The 16,162-nt window shown below is 69.8% G+C and carries 13 protein-coding genes and 1 pseudogene; 5 read left to right on the top strand and 9 right to left on the bottom strand.

Going from position 1 to position 16,162, the window contains the following annotated elements; all coding sequences use genetic code 11:
• Positions 1 to 177 precede the first annotated feature (177 nt).
• From ACSRUE_RS21915 to ACSRUE_RS21905, 3 genes are read left to right on the top strand one after another with little or no spacing between them, the layout of a single operon-like run.
• Positions 178 to 357: an FmdB family zinc ribbon protein gene (locus tag ACSRUE_RS21915; RefSeq protein WP_441292698.1), complete on the top strand. Its 180-nt coding sequence runs from the start codon at positions 178 to 180 to the stop codon at positions 355 to 357.
• A gap of 18 nt (positions 358 to 375) precedes the next feature.
• Positions 376 to 759, top strand: coding sequence for an encapsulin-associated ferritin-like protein (locus ACSRUE_RS21910; protein WP_437766132.1), 384 nt, complete (start codon positions 376 to 378; stop codon positions 757 to 759).
• A 2-nt stretch (positions 760 to 761) separates the two neighbouring features.
• Positions 762 to 1,565 carry a family 1 encapsulin nanocompartment shell protein gene (locus ACSRUE_RS21905; RefSeq protein ID WP_441292697.1) on the top strand — a complete coding sequence of 268 codons (804 nt, stop codon included), beginning with the start codon at positions 762 to 764 and terminating at the stop codon, positions 1,563 to 1,565.
• 15 nt (positions 1,566 to 1,580) lie between these two features.
• Here ACSRUE_RS21905 and ribA read toward each other — a convergent pair whose 3' ends face one another.
• The 6 genes and pseudogenes from ribA to ACSRUE_RS21875 all read right to left on the bottom strand — a co-directional run.
• The gene (gene ribA, locus ACSRUE_RS21900) at positions 1,581 to 2,258 is read right to left on the bottom strand and encodes a GTP cyclohydrolase II (RefSeq protein ID WP_441292696.1); all 678 of its coding nucleotides are present in this window, start codon (positions 2,256 to 2,258) and stop codon (positions 1,581 to 1,583) included.
• Positions 2,259 to 2,597: 339 nt separating this feature from the next.
• Positions 2,598 to 4,400, bottom strand: coding sequence for an acyl-CoA dehydrogenase (locus tag ACSRUE_RS21895; protein WP_441292695.1), 1,803 nt, complete (start codon positions 4,398 to 4,400; stop codon positions 2,598 to 2,600).
• 137 nt (positions 4,401 to 4,537) lie between these two features.
• Positions 4,538 to 4,864: a type II toxin-antitoxin system RelE/ParE family toxin gene (locus ACSRUE_RS21890; protein ID WP_441292694.1), complete on the bottom strand. Its 327-nt coding sequence runs from the start codon at positions 4,862 to 4,864 to the stop codon at positions 4,538 to 4,540.
• Complete coding sequence (locus ACSRUE_RS21885) at positions 4,861 to 5,103, bottom strand: addiction module protein (protein WP_441292693.1); 243 nt, start codon at positions 5,101 to 5,103, stop codon at positions 4,861 to 4,863. Before ACSRUE_RS21885 ends, ACSRUE_RS21890 begins: the two co-directional genes overlap by 4 nt.
• 369 nt (positions 5,104 to 5,472) lie before the next feature.
• Positions 5,473 to 7,242, bottom strand: coding sequence for a DUF4268 domain-containing protein (locus tag ACSRUE_RS21880; protein ID WP_441292692.1), 1,770 nt, complete (start codon positions 7,240 to 7,242; stop codon positions 5,473 to 5,475).
• A gap of 417 nt (positions 7,243 to 7,659) precedes the next feature.
• Positions 7,660 to 8,210, bottom strand: a pseudogene (locus tag ACSRUE_RS21875) (efflux RND transporter permease subunit); the annotation flags it as partial.
• 10 nt (positions 8,211 to 8,220) lie between these two features.
• On the opposite strand from ACSRUE_RS21875, the gene ACSRUE_RS21870 reads away from it, so the two are divergent.
• Positions 8,221 to 9,585, top strand: a complete 1,365-nt coding sequence (locus tag ACSRUE_RS21870; RefSeq protein WP_441292691.1) for a Vgb family protein — start codon at positions 8,221 to 8,223, stop codon at positions 9,583 to 9,585.
• Here the strand turns inward: ACSRUE_RS21870 and ACSRUE_RS21865 are convergent.
• Together ACSRUE_RS21865 and ACSRUE_RS21860 are read right to left on the bottom strand one after the other, a co-directional pair.
• A complete protein-coding gene (locus tag ACSRUE_RS21865; RefSeq protein ID WP_441292690.1) occupies positions 9,562 to 12,744 on the bottom strand; it encodes an efflux RND transporter permease subunit in 3,183 nt (1,060 codons plus the stop codon). The two genes, ACSRUE_RS21870 and ACSRUE_RS21865, sit on opposite strands and share 24 nt — an antisense overlap.
• A complete protein-coding gene (locus ACSRUE_RS21860) occupies positions 12,741 to 14,027 on the bottom strand; it encodes an efflux RND transporter periplasmic adaptor subunit (RefSeq protein WP_441292689.1) in 1,287 nt (428 codons plus the stop codon). Before ACSRUE_RS21860 ends, ACSRUE_RS21865 begins: the two co-directional genes overlap by 4 nt.
• A 374-nt stretch (positions 14,028 to 14,401) precedes the next feature.
• Here ACSRUE_RS21860 and ACSRUE_RS21855 point away from each other — a divergent pair, with 374 nt between their 5' ends.
• Positions 14,402 to 15,163, top strand: a complete 762-nt coding sequence (locus ACSRUE_RS21855; protein ID WP_441292688.1) for a methyltransferase domain-containing protein — start codon at positions 14,402 to 14,404, stop codon at positions 15,161 to 15,163.
• Here ACSRUE_RS21855 and ACSRUE_RS21850 read toward each other — a convergent pair.
• Positions 15,129 to 16,157 (bottom strand): helix-turn-helix domain-containing protein, encoded by a 1,029-nt coding sequence (locus tag ACSRUE_RS21850; protein WP_441292687.1) that lies wholly within the window; start codon positions 16,155 to 16,157, stop codon positions 15,129 to 15,131. The genes ACSRUE_RS21855 and ACSRUE_RS21850 overlap by 35 nt on opposite strands.
• Positions 16,158 to 16,162: the final 5 nt, after the last annotated feature.

The raw sequence follows: 16,162 nt of genomic DNA, 5'->3' as shown, positions 1-16,162 counted from the left end.
TCCGGCCGCGGCTGTAGCTCGGCCTCCGGCGACGACCGCGTAGGTCATTTTCGCGCGACGCCGAAGACATTCGTGCTCGTCCGGCTGCAACCTGGGTCGGCTCGAATCCTGGGAGGGCACGGATCTCGCCTGTGCCCGCGTATGTGATTCAGTTCACATTTGCAGGACGGAGCCCCCATGCCGACGTACGAGTTCAAGTGCAACGACTGCGGCGCCGAGTTCGAGGTGGTCGCGCCGCTCTCCGAGTTCGAGCGCCAGAAGCGGGAGCGCACGGTCCAGTGCACGGCCTGCGGCCGCTCGAACGTCGAGCCAGAGATCGTGGCGTTCCAGGTGCAAACGGCGCGAAAGAGCGCCTAGGCAGAAGGACGAAGCGGCGTGTCGAGCGAGAACTACCACGAGCTGCCGGAGCTCCTGTCGGAGGCGACCAAGGAACGGCACCGCGCGATCGTCTCGTTGATCGAGGAGCTCGAGGCGATCGACTGGTACCAGCAGCGCGCCGAGGCGTGCTCGGACGCGGAGCTCCGTGCCGTGCTGCTCCACCACCTCGAGGAGGAGGTGGAGCACGCGATGATGAACCTCGAGTGGCTCCGGCGGAATGATCGCGTCTTCCAGGAGAAGATCGACATCTATCTCAACAGCCAGGGGCCGATCGTCGAGGTGGAAGCGGCCGAGGAGGCGGCGAAGCTCGGCGCCACGGCCAAGGCCGGCGCCATGGCGCCGGGCGGCGCGCTCGGCATCGGGAGCCTGAAGGGGGCATGATCATGGATCTCCTCAAGCGCGAGCTCGCTCCCATCCTCCCCGCCGCGTGGGACCTCATCGATCACGAGGCGACGCGCGTGCTCAAGCTGCACCTCGCCGGCCGCAAGGTCGTCGATTTCCGCGGCCCGTTCGGGTGGGAGGTCGCCGCCGTCAACACGGGCCGCCTGCGCGCGATCGAGCGGAAGGACGCGTCCCCGGTGAGCGCGGGCGTCCGCCTCGTGCGGCCGCTCGTCGAGCTCCGCGCGCCCATCCGCCTCGAGCTCGCCGAGCTGGACGCCGTCGGGCGCGGCGCGCAGGAGCCCAACATCGAGGACGTCGTGCGCGCCGCCGAGCACGCCGCGCGCTTCGAGGACGGCGCCATCTTCAACGGGCTCGCGGCCGCCGGGATCGAAGGGATCCTGGAGGTCGCGCCGCACAAGCCCGTGGGGATCCCTGCACCGGAGGCGTGGCCGCGCGCCGTGGTGGAGGCGAGAGAGGTGCTCCGCGCCGCGGGCGTCGACGGTCCTTATGCGCTCGCGCTGGGCCCGAAGGCGTACGACGAGCTGGCCGCGGCCGCGGAGGACGGCTATCCGCTCCGCAAGCACATCGAGGGCCAGCTGATCGACGGGCCGATCGTATGGGCGCCCGCGCTCGAAGGCGGCGTGCTCCTGAGCACGCGAGGCGGCGACTTCGAGCTGACCGTGGGGGAAGACCTGTCCATCGGCTACGACGGGCACGACAGACAGGTCGTCGAGCTCTTCCTCACCGAGAGCTTCACGTTCCGCGTGCTCGAGCGCGCCGCGGCCGTGGCGCTGCGGCGGGGCTGAAATCAGGCCCCGCGGCTACTCGGCGTCGCCGGCCGCGGCGCTCTCGCCGTCCCGCAGCGACGGGATGACGTGGCCCATCCGGAGGCGCTTCGCCTCGAGGTAGGGCGCGGAGAACGGGTTGGCCGGGACGATGGCCGCCGAGCGCGAGGCGATCCGGACGCCGAGCGCGCGGAGCGCGTCGACCTTGTCGGGGTTGTTCGTGAGGAGCCGGATCGACTCGATGCCGAGGTGCTCGATCATCGCGGCCGCGGGCTCGTAACCGCGGGCGTCGTCCGGCAGGCCGAGGATGCGGTTCGCGTCGACCGTGTCGTGGCCGAACGCCTGGAGCTGGTACGCCCGGATCTTGTTGGCGAGCCCGATGCCGCGCCCCTCCTGCCGGAGGTAGAGCACCACGCCGAGCCCGCGGCGCCCGATCTCGGCCTGGGCCGCCTCGAGCTGCTCGCGGCAGTCGCACTTGAGGGAGCCGAACACCTCGCTCGTGAGGCACTCGGAGTGGACGCGCAGGGTCACGTCCGACCGGCCGCGCACGTCGCCCATGACGAGCGCGACGTGATCGGGAGACAGCCCCTGGTCGGGGCTCGTCGCCCCGCCAAAGTGGAACACCAACATCTGAAAGACGCCGTGCTTCGTGGGCACGGGCGCCTGGGCACGAATATCGAGCTGAGGCCGGATCGCCGTCGTCGGGACGTGCATCTCGCTCTCCTGGTGGAGGAATCCTGGGTCGCCTGTCAAGCAAGGAGCGCGCCTGGGTAGCCCGCTGCCTTGCCCTTGTCCGGCCACCCCTGAAGGTGGCGTCAATCAGGTAGCGTAAGCACCCGGCCGGAACAAGGTAAGCTCTCCAAGATGTTGCTCCAAGGACATACCTGGAGCAGCCGATCCGCTTCGTCCCGCGCCATCGCCGGTGCCGTCGGCGGTGAGCGAACTCACCAACGAGACACCGGCGGACCGGCGGACCGGCGAGGAAGCCGGGGGACCGCCGCCGCTTCGGAACCACCCGGGGGTGCCGAAGCGGCCGGGAGCCGCGCGCCCGCCTCAGAACCACCCGGGTTGCATCCTGGCGTACGAGTCCTCGCCGGCGCGGCAGAGCGCGGCGAGCGCCTCGACCCGGGGCAGCTCCGTCGAGAGCCAGTACTGCGCCGCGCAGAGCTTGCCTTCGTAGAAGCCGGCCGGAGCGGCGCCCCTGGCGAGCCCTTCGCGGGCGGCTGCGGCCATCGCGAGCCATTGCCAGGCCACCACGACCACGGAGACGAGCTCCATGTAATCGGCGCTGTGCCGCAGCATCCGCTCGGTGTCGCCGTGCATCCCCGCCTCGGCGAGCTGCACCGTCACCTCGCCGAGCAGCGCGAGCGCCGCGCCGAGGCGCTCGCCCCACGCGGGCTCGACGCCGGCCCGCTGCGCCCGGGCGATCGTCTGCCGGATCTCGCCGCCGAGCGCGATGAGCGCGGCGCCGTTCCCGGCCACGACCTTGCGGCCGAGCAGGTCCAGGCCCTGGATCCCCGTCGTGCCCTCGTGGATCGAGTTGAGCTTCTGATCCCGGAGCCAGGCCTCCGGGAGGTACTCGCTCGAGTAGCCGTAGCCGCCGTGGACCTGGAGCGCGAGGGCGTTCGACTCGAAGCCCTTCTCGGCGGGGAAGGTCTTGGCGATGGGGGTGAGCAGGTCGAGGAGCCGCTGGGCGCGCTCCCGCTCCGCCGCGTCCGCGGCGTGGGCCGCGAGATCGGCGTACAGCGCGGTCGTGGAGACGAGCGCGAGGCCGCCCTCGACGATGGCCTTCTGCCGGAGCAGCATCCGGCGCACGTCGGCGTGCTCGATGATGGGCACCTGCGGCGCCCCCGGGTCCCTCGCGCCGAGCGGCCGGCCCTGCGGCCGGACGAGCGCGTAGCCGAGCGCCTCGTGGTAGGCCGCGGAGGCGGTCGCCACGGCGTTCGCGCCGACCAGGATGCGGGCCTCGTTCATCATCTGGAACATGCAGGCGACGCCCTGGTGGGGGCTGCCCACGAGGTAGCCGTGGCAGTCCCCCTTCTCGCCGAAGCTGAGCGACAGGCTGGGGAGCCCGCGCCAGCCGAGCTTGTGGATCATGCCGGCGACCTCGACGTCGTTCGGGACGAGCTGCCCGCCCTCGGGCCGCCGCTTGGGCACGGCGAACAGGCTCACGCCCTTGATGCCCCGAGGCGCGCCCTCGATGCGCGCGAGCGTGAGGTGGACGATGTTCTCGGTGAGGTCGTGGTCGCCGCCCGAGATGAAGATCTTCGAGCCGCGGACGAGGTAGTGGCCCGCGTCGGTCTTCACCGCGCTCGCCTGCACGTCGGCGAGGCTCGAGCCGGCCTGGGGCTCGGTGAGCGCCATCGTCCCGGTCCACTCGCCGGCGTACATCCGGGTCATGAAGGCGGACCGCAGGGCGTCGTCGCCGAACGTCTCGATGAGGTGCGCCGCGCCGGCCGTCAGGCTGAGGTAGCCGCACGCGCTCAGGTTCGCCGCCTGCAGGTAGGCCCCCGCGAGCGTGGCGACGACGAGCGGCAGCTGCTGGCCCCCCACCGCGGCCGGCCGCGCCGCGGTGAGCACCCCGAGCTCGACCATCGGCCGGAAGACCCGCTGGACGGCGGGGTGCACCGTGATGGCGCCCGCCTGGAAGCGCGGCGGCGCCTCGTCGACCTGCCTGTAGGTCGGGAACAGCACCTCCCGCGCGAAGCGCCGGCAGCTCTGGAGGTAGAGATCGAACGTGTCGCGCGCGTGATCGGCGAAATACGGGAGCTCGCAGAGGCGCGGCGCGTCGAGCACCTCGTAGAGGAGGAACTCGACGTCGCGGTCGTTGAGGAGGGGGTTCTGGGGAGGGGTCATGGGGTCGTTCGCCGGACGTGGCGCACGCTAGGCGCGCATGAAGCGGGATGTCGAGCGGCTTGTCTCGGTCATGGGTCCGGCGAGCGCGGGCGGAAATGAACCGGCAGGATCCGGCCGGCGTCGGCGCCAGCGCCGAATTAGCCCGCTCCACCTTCGTCTCGAGTGCGTTTCTTCCAAACAGACGGGCGGCGCCGCTGATGGAGTACGGCAAGGATCACCGCCGCCCGCTGGTCTGCTTCACCACGAAGCAGGAAGTAGATCGCATACGGGAATCGCTTGAGCAGTGCACGGCGAGTCCCCCGCCCGACCTCGGGGAACTGTGACGGGAGCTCGCGGATCCGGCGGACGATATGCCGCAGTTCATCAACGAACTGTCCGCCCAGCCCCGCCTCCTCGTCCTCGTACCATTCCGCCGCCTCCCGGATGTCCAGCTCGGCAGACGGGCGTACGATGAGCCGGATCATCGACGCGCCGCGAGGCTCGCACGAAGGTCGGCCTCGACCTCTTCCCAGGACCGGCCAGCATCTGGCGCTGCTTCGTACTCGGCGAGCCGGCGATCGAGCTCGGCGCTGTGCCACTCAGGTACCGGCACCTCGTCCTCCCTCGCCGCGATCCGCTCCCAGAGCGCTTGGACGTACTCGATCTGCTCGTTCACGGTGAGCTCGTCGAAGCCAGGCGGCGGGTTCTGGATGGCTCGCTCCATGAGCCGCAGGATACCACAAGGGGCGCGGGGCGGCGCAGCGCGTGGTCAAGAGCGAGCGGCGCCGACGGCGAGGTGCGCACCGCCGCACCGTCACGCCGATCCGGGACCGCAGCGCCGGTGCACGTACGCCTGGACCGGAAAGAGGTTCTGTCGTCGAGGTCGGCGCGTCGCGCCGTCCGGATTCCGACCGTGCTGCGGTGCGCGTCATCGCAGCGTCGAGATTGCCTTCAGCAGTTCAACGAGGCCGCGCTGGCTAAAGATTTGGCTGTGTGCTGCCGCGTCGTAGGCGCGGACAGCACCAGCGCCGCGTTGGGCACGCGGACTGGCGCAGCAGAACTTGCGCCGCCGGACGCCTGTTACGAATTCAAACTATGTACGAGCCGTGTCGTTTGTGCCGAGCACCTTGGCAAACTGGCCGCTCATGATCCTCTGAAAGCGAAGCATTGCTGCGACAGCACGCTCTCGCAGTTCGTCCAGTCCCTTTTCGTCGGTAATAGAGCCAGGATAGTACAGCGCGATGCGCGACGCGCGTTTCTCGTCCATCCGCTCCCAGCTCAGGGGCTCACCGAGAGCCGCCTCGATCTCCTCCTTGTGACCGCGGAGCGCATCAAAGACCGACTTATTCTTGGCCCTATCGCCGCTATCGATGTAGAGCTCGACTCGAAGTTCCTTGCTTCGAGCGAACGAGAAATTCAAGTAAGCGATCCTCGGAACAACATCAGGCAGCGGCGCGAACGTGAACCAACTAGCTCCGATAGGCGAAGTTTGCATCGGAGCAGCGCCGGCATGTTGAAGTCTGCGGATAAGATCATTGTAAAATGCAATATAGGCAGCCTCGCGCTCCTTGTTACGCGCAAACGTTACGGTTTCACCGCGCGAGCTCACGCTCACCACACGCCAGCCCGCATCGAGCCACTGCTTCGATTGCGCGTGTCCGGTAGCGTTATTTCCCCACCATGATCGATGCTCGCGCGCCGACGCGGGCAACTTACCGCCAAGAACATTCTCGATCTCCGCGAACGAGACAGAAACGCGGTCCTGACTCGCGGGCCAGGTCCTCATCCACGCATTCAGCCTTCCGTAGCGGCTCCCATCCGGTTGATCCGTCTCCTCGACGGGTGGCACGGGCGGTGGCTGTCCCGTGGCACCTGCTGCGCCCGCGCCCGGGGGCGGCGGTCCAGGAGGCGGGCTAGCCTCGCCGGGTCCAGCTGCGGTGGACTGAGGAGCTGAACTCGCAGCGAATGCCTCCGTGACCGCCTCTTGGTGTCGCACCAACCAGTCGCGACAGAATCTGAGTTCATCACGCTGCTGCTCTGAGATATCGATACGGAAGTGCGCCAGGTCGTTCCTCGTGTCACGAACAGCCCATAGCAAGCGCCTGAGAGCCTCTCGCTTGATCCGAAGAACGGGCTCGTAGCTAGGCCATCGATCCATTGAAACGAACAGCTCGATGTACTCGTTGAGCGACAGCTTGTCGAACGGCTTTACCGCTTCCTTGCGATACAAATGCTCCTGAAATGCAGTACTAGCAGCGCTACTATCGACCTTCGCGTCCGCTCCGTCACGAAGTTCCAGGTAGCGACCAATAGCTTTATTAAAAGGACCTCGAAGCTCTTTCAGGTTCGAGGGCGTAATACTGTCAATCGCCGAACGAAGCGCATCTTGGTTCACCTCATCGCCACCGTTCTTAAACGGCAAGAGCACATAGTCCTTCACCGTTTCTTCGATATCCTGCACGAGCATGATATCTTGTGCTCGCCGTCGAAAATACTCCGTCGTGTCGTGACTGGTTATTATCCCGATGAGCGCCTCGTGCGGCGCGAGGACAAGAACGGCAGGGTTGCGGTGAAGATCGTCGAGCACGTCTAGAAGGTCATCATCGTCGCGGCAAGTCACGACGCGCTCGTCCATCGCATCGAACACCCGCAGTGCGTCAGGTGCTACGCCGAAGTTGTTCAGCGTTCGAGCGATGGCATCCGCCGTTAGAATGGCCACGCATCGGTCGTCGCCCCCTACAACCGGAAGTTGGCTGTAGTCGTACCGGATCATCTGTGCCAGGGCAGATCCGATTGGCTCATCTTGCGTTACAGTGACAGGCTTGGCCTTGCCTTGAAGCAAGTCGGACACGACTGCGGGCATGACTCTCCTTCGAAAACACAGCTTCAGAATGGCCGAAGCTCATATAGGGCCGCGCGACGAACTCGGGTTTTCTACTCTTTAGCGTCCCCGAATGCAAGCGGGAACACATCCTCCGCGAGCGCAGTTCTCCGACGACGTGCGCGTGCGTGCCAGACGATGCTCTTGTCGACAACGTCCATCCCCCCCTCGCGAGGCGTCCGCCTGCCCAACATCGGAAGCAACGGTACTGCACGGCCTATCTCTATGGTCCAGCATATAGACCGCGAGCCGCTGCGGCTCATCTTCGTATTCCTTCCCGGGCAGAGCCATAACCGCTACAGCGTCGCAGGCTTCCGCCGCTTCGCGACGCGCTCGAGGTAACGCTCCGCAACTCGCCCCCGTCCTCGCAGGTGCCCGCGCCCTCTGCTGGCCGCGAACTCAACGACCGACGCTAGCCCTCGGGCGCTGCCGGGTGCGTCGGGCGCGAAGCCGCACGACGCACCCCTGTACGTCGTCCGCGACCACGTAGAACGCCGGCACGACGAGGAGGCTGAGCGCCATCGAAACGAGGAGCCCGCCGATGACGGCCGCAGCCATGGGCGCCCTGATCTCGGCGCTGGAGCCGAGCGCCAGCGCCGACGGGACCGCAGCCATCAGGGTCGCGATTGACAGCACAGGATGGGGCGCAGCCGCACCGGTCCCACGCGAAGCATCGTGGTGCGCGCGTCCGCCCTCCCGGTACATCGTGGCATCGGCCGCCGGCCCGCCCTCGCCGCGCGCTGCATCGTGGGTCGCGCGCCCCCCGTCGCGCCTACCTCGATCGCGTGATCCACCAGAATGAGCGAGTTTTTCTTCAGGATCCCCATGAGCAGGAGGATCCCGATCATGCTGAAGGTGTTGAGCGTGTGCCCCGTCAGCAGCAGCGCGAAGGCGGCGCCCGCGATCGACAACGGTCGGATCGTCAGCACCGTGACGGAGTGCAGGATAGACTCGTGCCCCATGAAACGACTTTCCTGGGTTCTGCTCGCAGCGTTGATTTCAGCGGGCTGTGGGGACAACGACGACAACCCGTCGGACACGGGTTCGGGCGGTGACGGCGGCGGCGGTGCAGGTGGTGGCGCGGCGTGCGAAGCCGAAGGCGAGGGCACGCTCGACGTCGAGATCGTGAGTCCGAACGACGCCGGCGACGTCGCCGTGACCTCGCCGGGAGTGCCGGACGAGCGCCTGGTCTCGAGCGCGTCCCTCGACACGCCGGCGGGTGAGTACACGCTGCGCGCAGGCAGCGTGGCCGACTACCCGGAGGACGAACGCGTCGGCTTCGTGTACCGGCCCGAAGACCCGGAGCAGAGCGCCTGCGTCGCCGACGGCACGACCACCGAGGTCACCTTCAACTACGAGCTCACGCCCGGGAGCCACCAGCTCTGGTTCACCGCGCAGAACGGCGACCAGCTGGTCGGCGCGCTCGACGGCGAGGCGCTGCTCGAGTCGGGCGCGGTAACACCGAGCGTCGCCTTCCAGGGGAGCGCCGAGATCATCAACCAGGGCGCTATCGCGTTCGACGGGGCCGGCAACCTGTGGGTATCGGCCAACGCGGGCCAGATCACCGTGCGGCTCGTCGACACGCTGGGCGAGAGCAGCGAGGCCGCCCCGGATCGCGTGCTCGACGTGTCCGAGGCGTGCGCGGGCGTCATCCCCTGCGCCGCGGGCGGTCTGGCGTTCGACGCCGCCGGCAACCTCTGGGTCGGGATCCGCGACCATCTGCTGAGGATCGACGCGGCCGATCTCGAAGGCTCCGGCGTGGTGGAGCCCTCCGTGACCATCACCGGAGACGAGATCGAGAACGTTCAAGCGCTCGCGTTCGACGGATCGGGCAACCTGTGGGTGGCGAGCGCCGAGCAGGACGCGGTGCTGATGTACGCGGCCGAGCGGCTCGCCGCAGACGACGGGGATCCCGCCGACGTGGTGCTGAAGGCGCTCACCCCCGAGCCGGTGATCGGGCCGCTGGGCCAGCCGACGGGGCTCGCGTTCGACGAGCAGGGCGCGCTCTGGGTGGGTTACTGGAGCTCGAACACCATCGCAAAGTTCGAGCCCGGCGATCTCGAAGCATCGGCGGAGCTCACCCCCGAGGTTCAACTCGGCGTGGGGGTGCTGGCGCTTCCGGAGAGCATCGCCTTCGATCAGCAGGGGAACCTGTGGTTGCCCTCCCGGGTCGGTTCGGCGGCGGCGATCGCCAAGGCCGAGCTCGTCGCGGGCGGAGAGGTGGAAGCGGGAGCCACCGTCCTGACGAGCGAGGCGTTCGGATCGCTCATCGACCTCGCCTTCAACCCGCCCCCCGACTGGTCACCGATCCACGGCCCCAAGTGAGCCCGTCGGAGACGTGGAGCCCGACCGCCGGAGCCGCGCAAGGCGCGCCCGCAGGTCGTCCGCGACGACGTAGAACGCCGGCACGACGAGGAGGCTGAGCGCCGTCGAGACGACGAGGCCGCCGATCACCGCGGCGGCCATCGGGGCCCGGATCTCGGCGCCGGGGCCGAGCGCCAGCGCGGACGGGACAGCGGCCATCAGCGTCGCGATCGAGGTCATCAGGATCGGCCGCAGCCGCACCGGGCCGGCGCGGAGCATCGCCTCGCGGGCGTCCATCACCTCCCCTGCCCCCTCGCCGTGCCCGCGCCTCACCTCGATCGCGTGATCCACGAGGATGATCGAGTTCTTCTTCACGATCCCCATGAGCAGGAGGATCCCGATCATGCTGAAGATGTTGAGCGTGTGCCCGGTCAGGAGCAGCGCGAAGGCGGCGCCCGCGATCGACAGCGGCAGGATCGTCAGCACCGTGACCGGGTGCAGGAACGAGTTGAACTGGGACGCGAGCACCATGTAAGCGACGAGGATCCCGAGCACCAGCGCGAAGAGGAGGCCGCCCATCGACTCGCGGAACGTCACGCTCGCGCCGCCCAGCACCAGGCGGTAGCCGGCCGGCAGGTCCCGGCCGAGCTCCTCGACGCGCGCCACCGCCTCGCCCTGCGAGCGCCCCGGCGCGACGTTGCCGAAGACCGAGATCGCGCGCTCGCGGTCGCGCCGCGTGATCGCCTGGAGCGCGGGGCGCTCCTCGTAGGTGACGACCGACGTCAGCGGGACCAGCGCGCCCGACGCGCTCCTCACCTGGATGCGCGCGAGATCCTCGGGCCGGCTCCGCTGCTCCGCCAGGAGGCGCGCGCGGACGTCCAGGCGGCGCCCGTTGTCGTTGTACTTGGCGACGCGCCCGCCGCCGATCAGCGTGTTCAGCGTCGTCGCGATGGCCTCGACGCTCACGCCGAGATCCGCGGCGCGCGCCCGGTCGGGAGCGATGCGGAGCTCGGGCATGCCGAGCTGGTAGTCGGAGTCGAGATCCACGACGACGCCGCTCTGCGCGAGCTCGGCCCGGATGCGCTCGCTGTGCTTCGTGAGCTCGTCCCAGTCGGGGCCGCGGATCGAGAACTCGACAGGGAACCCGCGCTGGGCCGTGAAGCCCGACTGCGAGAGGTCCTGGACCACGGCGCGCAGGCCGGGGTAGCCGTTCAGCTCCTTGCGGAGCGCGCCCTGGAGGTCGGCCTGCGAGAGCGCCCGCTCCTCCGCCGGCTTCATCGTGACGAACAGGATGCCCGTGTTGACGCCGCCCCCTCCGCCGAAGCCGCCGACGACGGCGAAGACCCGCTCCACCGCCGGGTTCGCGCCCACGGCCGCCTCGGCGCGGCGGAAGAGCCGGTCGGTCTCCTCGATGTCCGAGCCGACCGCCGTCTGGAGGCGGACAAGGAGCCGCCCCTGGTCCTGCGACGGGACGAACTCCGTCGGGAGGCGCTGCATGGCGACGATCGCGCCGGCGAAGAGGATCGCGCCGAGCAGGACGACCGCGACCGGAAACCGGAGCGCCCGAGCGAGCAGCCAGCCATAGCCGCGGGAGAGCGCCTCGAAGCCGCGATCGACGAGCCGACCGAGGCGGCCCCGGCCCTCGCGGGAGACGTCGAGGATCTGCGCGCAGCGGGCGGGCGCGAGGGTGATCGCCTCCAGGTACGAGAGCAGCACGGCGATGCAGAGGGTCACGCCGAACTGGAGGAAGAACCGGCCGACCACCCCTTCCATGAAGATGATCGGGAGGAAGATCGCGACGACGGCCAGCGTCGCGGCGAGCGCCGCGAAGGTGATCTCGGCCGTGCCCTCGCGGGCGGCGCGGACGCGGTCCTTCCCGTCTTCGGCGTGCCGGTGGATGTTCTCGAGCACCATGATCGCGTCGTCGACGACGATGCCGACCGCGAGCGAGAGCCCGAGCAGCGTGAAGGTGTTCAGCGTGAAGCCGAGGAAGTAGATCGCGGCGACCGTGCCGAGCAGCGACATCGGGATGGCCAGGACGACGTTGAGCGTGCTCGAGAGCGAGCCGAGGAACATCCAGCAGACGAGGGCCGTGAGCGCGATGGCCATGCCGAGCTCGAGCTCGATCTCGTGGACCGACTCCTCGATGAACTTCGTCGAGTCGAAGTTCACGCCGACCTCCATCCCCTCGGGCAGGGACTTCTGGACCTCGGCAAGCGCGGCCCGGACCCCCCGGGCGACCTCGACCGCGTTCGAGCCGCGCTGCTTCCTCACGCCGAGGCCCTGGGCCGGCTCCCCGTTCACCCGGGCCAGCCGGCGGACGTCCTCGAAGCCGTCCTCGACGAGCGCGACGTCCTCCAGGTACACCGTGGCGCGCGCCGACGACGGCGGCCCCGCCGCCTGGGCGGCAGCGCCCGGCTGGGCGGCCGCGCCGGGGTTGCCCTGGCGGAGGACGATCCGCCTGAAGGTCGCGAGATCGAGCGCCTCGCCCATCACGCGCACGTTGATCTCCCGCCCTTCGGTCTCGATGCGGCCAGCGGGGAGCTCGATGTGCTGGCGGCGCAGGGCCTCGGTGACGTCGGCGACGGTGAGCCCCTTCTCCGCGAGTCGATCGGCGTCGATCCAGATGCGGACGTTGCGCTCGAGGTAGCCGCCGAGCGTGAGCTCTCCGACGCCGGGCACCGTCTGGAGCTTCTCCTTCAGCCGGTAACGCGCGATGTCGGCGACGAGCTGGGGAGAGAAGGGGCCGGAGAGCCCGACCCACATGATCGGCTGGTCCTCCGGGTTCGTCTTGGAGACGACGGGCGGGTCGAGGTCGAGCGGCAGCCGCCGCTGCGCCTGGGAGATCTTCGTCTGAACGTCCTGGAGCGCGACGTCGACGTCGCGCGACAGGTCGAGCTCGATGGTGACCGAGGCGCTCCCCTGGCGCGACGTCGACGTGATCGATCGGATCCCCTCGACCTGGACGGCCGCCTCCTCGAGCGGCTCGACCACGTCGTGCTCCATGATCTCGGGGGCGGCGCCCTCCAGCGTGGCGGAGATGGTGATGGTGGGGAAGTCGACGTCGGGGAACTGGCTGATGCCGATGCGCGACACGGCGACGAGGCCGAAGACGATGGTCGCGGCCATCAGCATCCAGGCGAAGACCGGCTTCCTGAGGCAGGCTTCGGTGAGGCTCACGGCACGCTCCGTGACGAGCTGGCGGGAGCGGTCAGCGGCGACGCGCCGGACGGGGCGGGCGGTGACGCGCCGGACGAGGCGGCGGGCGGTGACGCGCCGGACGGGGCGGCGCTGGCGTCTGCGCCTCCCTCGGGGTGGCGCGCCGGGGATTGGCCTCCCGGCACGCTGCCGGGCGCCGCGATGCGGACCTGCGCCCCCTCGCGCAGCGCCTCCGCGCCGCGCGCCACGAGGAGCTCTCCCACGGAGAGGCCCGACTTGACCTCGACGCGCCCGTCGGGCGTGCGCAGGCCCAGCGAGAGCACGCGCTCGCGCGCGGTGGTGCCGTCGACCACGTACGCGAGGAACCCCCGCTCGCTCGGTCGCACGGACGTGAGGGGGATCACGGGAGCGTCGCCGCTCGCGCCCACGGGCACGGTCACCTCGGCGAAGGTGCCGGGGCGGAGCAGCTCCTTGCCCTCGCCCTGGACCTCGCCGGTCACGGCGACCATGCGCGTCGCCGGATCCGCCGCGTCGGCGACGTGCGTCAGCCTGGCGCTGTAGGTCCGCGCGTCGCCCTTCACCGTGAAGCGCGCCTCCATGTCGGGCCTGATCCGCGGGGCGTCGGCGGCGGGGATCTGGAAGCGGAGCAGGAGCGGATCGCGGCGCAGGAGCGTCGCGAGCACGGTGCCGACAGGCACGTGCTGGCCGGTCTGCACGGTGCGCGTCTGGATCTTCCCCTGGATGGGGGCGCGCACGTAGGCGTCGCGCAGGTTCAGGAGCGCCTGGTCGACGGCGACCTTCGCCTCGGCGACCTGCGCGGCGGTCGTCGCCGCCCTCGAGCGCCAGGACGCGACGTCTTCCTTGCTGAAGACGCCGTCGGCGCCCTCGGCCTCGCGCCGCTCGAGCCCCGCGGTCGCCTCGGCCTGGGTGGCGGTCATCCGATCGAGCGTCGCGCGCGCCGCGCGGACGGCGAGGTTGTACCGGGCCGGGTCGATCTCGACGAGCACCTGCCCCGCCTTGACCTCGGCGCCCTCCATGAACCGCACCGCCTCGACGACGCCGGCGACCCGCGCGGTGAGCTGCACCTGCTCGAACGCCTCGACCGCGCCGACGGCCGTCACGGCGTACTCGACCCGCTCCGCCGCGACGGGCACGACCTCGACCGGGAAGCCGAGCCCCTGCTTCGCGGGCTTGCGCCCCTGCTCGGGCGAGGCCTCCCCGCCCTTCTTGCACGCCGGAGATCCGAGGAAGACAAGCCCCGCCACCAGGGCAAGCGCGGCCACGCGAATCGGTTGGAGCACCATCTAGGTGGAGGAGTAGCGCAACTTGAGCCGCTGTGCGCGGGCCGAGCGGGGTGGCCGGGCAGCGTCACGCCGGCCACAGGCCGCGCAGCGGGGCCCGCGCACGCCGGGGCCTGCGCCGCGCAGCGGCGGGGCGCCGGGGAGCACGGGACGCGCGGCCAGGTCTGGCCGGCGGCGCGCACCGCAGCGGTCGCGACGGGCGCCCGGGACTTCCGCCGCCCATCGATCGCAAAGCCCGCCGATCCAGCACAAAGACACGCACTGCCGCGCAGGACAGGCAGTCCGTACAGTCCTGCAGACAGCAGGGACGCTGACCCACGAGCCCGGCGTGAAACCAGCAACGACGGGCGAGCTGACACGAGCTGGCGGAGACGACGATGACAGACCTGGTCAACGACATGACCGAACGATTTCTGCGCGACGCCGGCATCTCTCCCGGCATGCGCGTCCTCGACGTGGGATGCGGCCGAGGCGACGTGAGCTTCATGGTCGCCCGCATCGTCGGCGAAGGGGGCTGTGTGCTCGGGGTAGACCGTGATCCGGCCCCCATCGCGGTCGCTCGCCGGCGAGCCGCCGAGCTGGGACTCGGCCGAGTCGCCTTCGAAGAGCGGGACCTCGGCGCGCTCTCCCCCACCGCCGAGCGCTTCGATGCCGCCGTCGGCCGGAGGGTGCTCATGTACCAGCCGGATCCTGTCGCTGCGGTCCGCGCCATGGCCGGGGCCGTGCGCGCCGGCGGCTTGATCCTGCTCCAGGAGAACGACCCGACGATGGGCCAGGGCAGCCTCCTCCCCATGGAGCTGCACCGCCAGGCGCACCAGTGGATCTGGCGGACCGTCGAGCGTGAGGGCGCGAGCCTCCACATGGGATTCCAGATGCCGAGCGTTTTTGAAGAGGCCGGCCTGACCGTGCAGCTCGTGAGGGCCGAGGCCGTCGTGCAGACGCCGAGGATCCACCATCACCTCGCGTTCATCGTTCGCGCGATGCTCCCGCGCATCGTGCAGCAAGGCGTGGCCTCGGAGGCCGAGATCGACGTGGACACCCTGGAAGAACGTCTCGCCGCCGAACGGACGAAGGCCAATACCACCTTCGTCGGCGACCTCGTCTTCAGCGTGTGCGGCCGGACACCGTCTCCTGTGTGAGCGTGCGGCCCTTGCCCCGCGCTTCGGCGCGCCACGCCGCCGGCGTCGCCCCGTGCTCTCTACGGAACATGCGGATGAAGTGCGTCGCGTCCGCGTAGCCGACGCGCTCGGCGACGAGCTCGACCCTCTCGTCGGAGTGGAGGAGGATGCGGCGAGCCTCCGCCATTCTCCCAGCCACGATCCACGCGACCGCGCTCCGGCCTGTCGCCCGGGAGAGCGCCGTCGTCACGTGCGCCGGGCTCCGCCCCACGGATCGCGCGACGTCCTTCAGCGAGAGCGGACGAAGGCAATTCCGCTCGATGAAGCGAAGGGCATCGACGACGACTCCCGGCGACGGCGAGGCAGGGTGTTGCGAGCGCGCGGCCTGCCGAACCTCGTCGAGGATGAGCACAAGGAGGCTCCGCTGGACGACGTCAGGAGCGCCGCCATCGCGCGATTCCGTCGCGCGCATCAGCTCGCGAAGGAGCATTTCGACGTGCGCGTGACGCTCCGCGGGCACCCGAACGACGGGGGATGCGCCGGCGCGCACGCGCTCGAACGGCTCGAGCAAGGTGCCCGCCTCCTCGGCGGCCAAGCAGGGGACACAGAAGCCAACGCCGATCCACTCCGGGGCCGCCTTCTCGATCGGGCGGTGCGGCTGTCCGGCAGGCACCAGGAGGACGTCTCCAGCCTCGATGTTCCATCGACCGCGCTGCTCGATCCGGGAAGAGCCGCTCGTGTAGAACGCCAGCGCGGCGAAGGCGTGGGTCACGGACACCCGCGTGGCCGGCTGCGCTGAGGAAGGCTGCCGGCAACAAAAGATCGGTCGGCCTCCGCCCGCAAGGTCTTCTCGCTGGATCGCCGGCGCGGGGGGCATGAGCGCCATGATGACATCGGCGGGAAGAGGAGGCGAGCGCCGGCGCTCTCCGTCGAGCAGGCTGCTGGATAGTAAGGAGATCTTCCCTGTGCTGCGCCAGCGAAAGGCCGACGAGGATCGGGCAGGCCCGACCTGCACGCGCG

The organism is Sorangium sp. KYC3313 (genome assembly GCF_052075895.1).
GTDB lineage: Bacteria > Myxococcota_A > Polyangia > Polyangiales > Polyangiaceae > Sorangium > Sorangium cellulosum_B.
The sequence above is the reverse complement of the archived record's forward strand: the minus strand, read 5'-3'. Positions and strand labels throughout refer to the sequence as shown.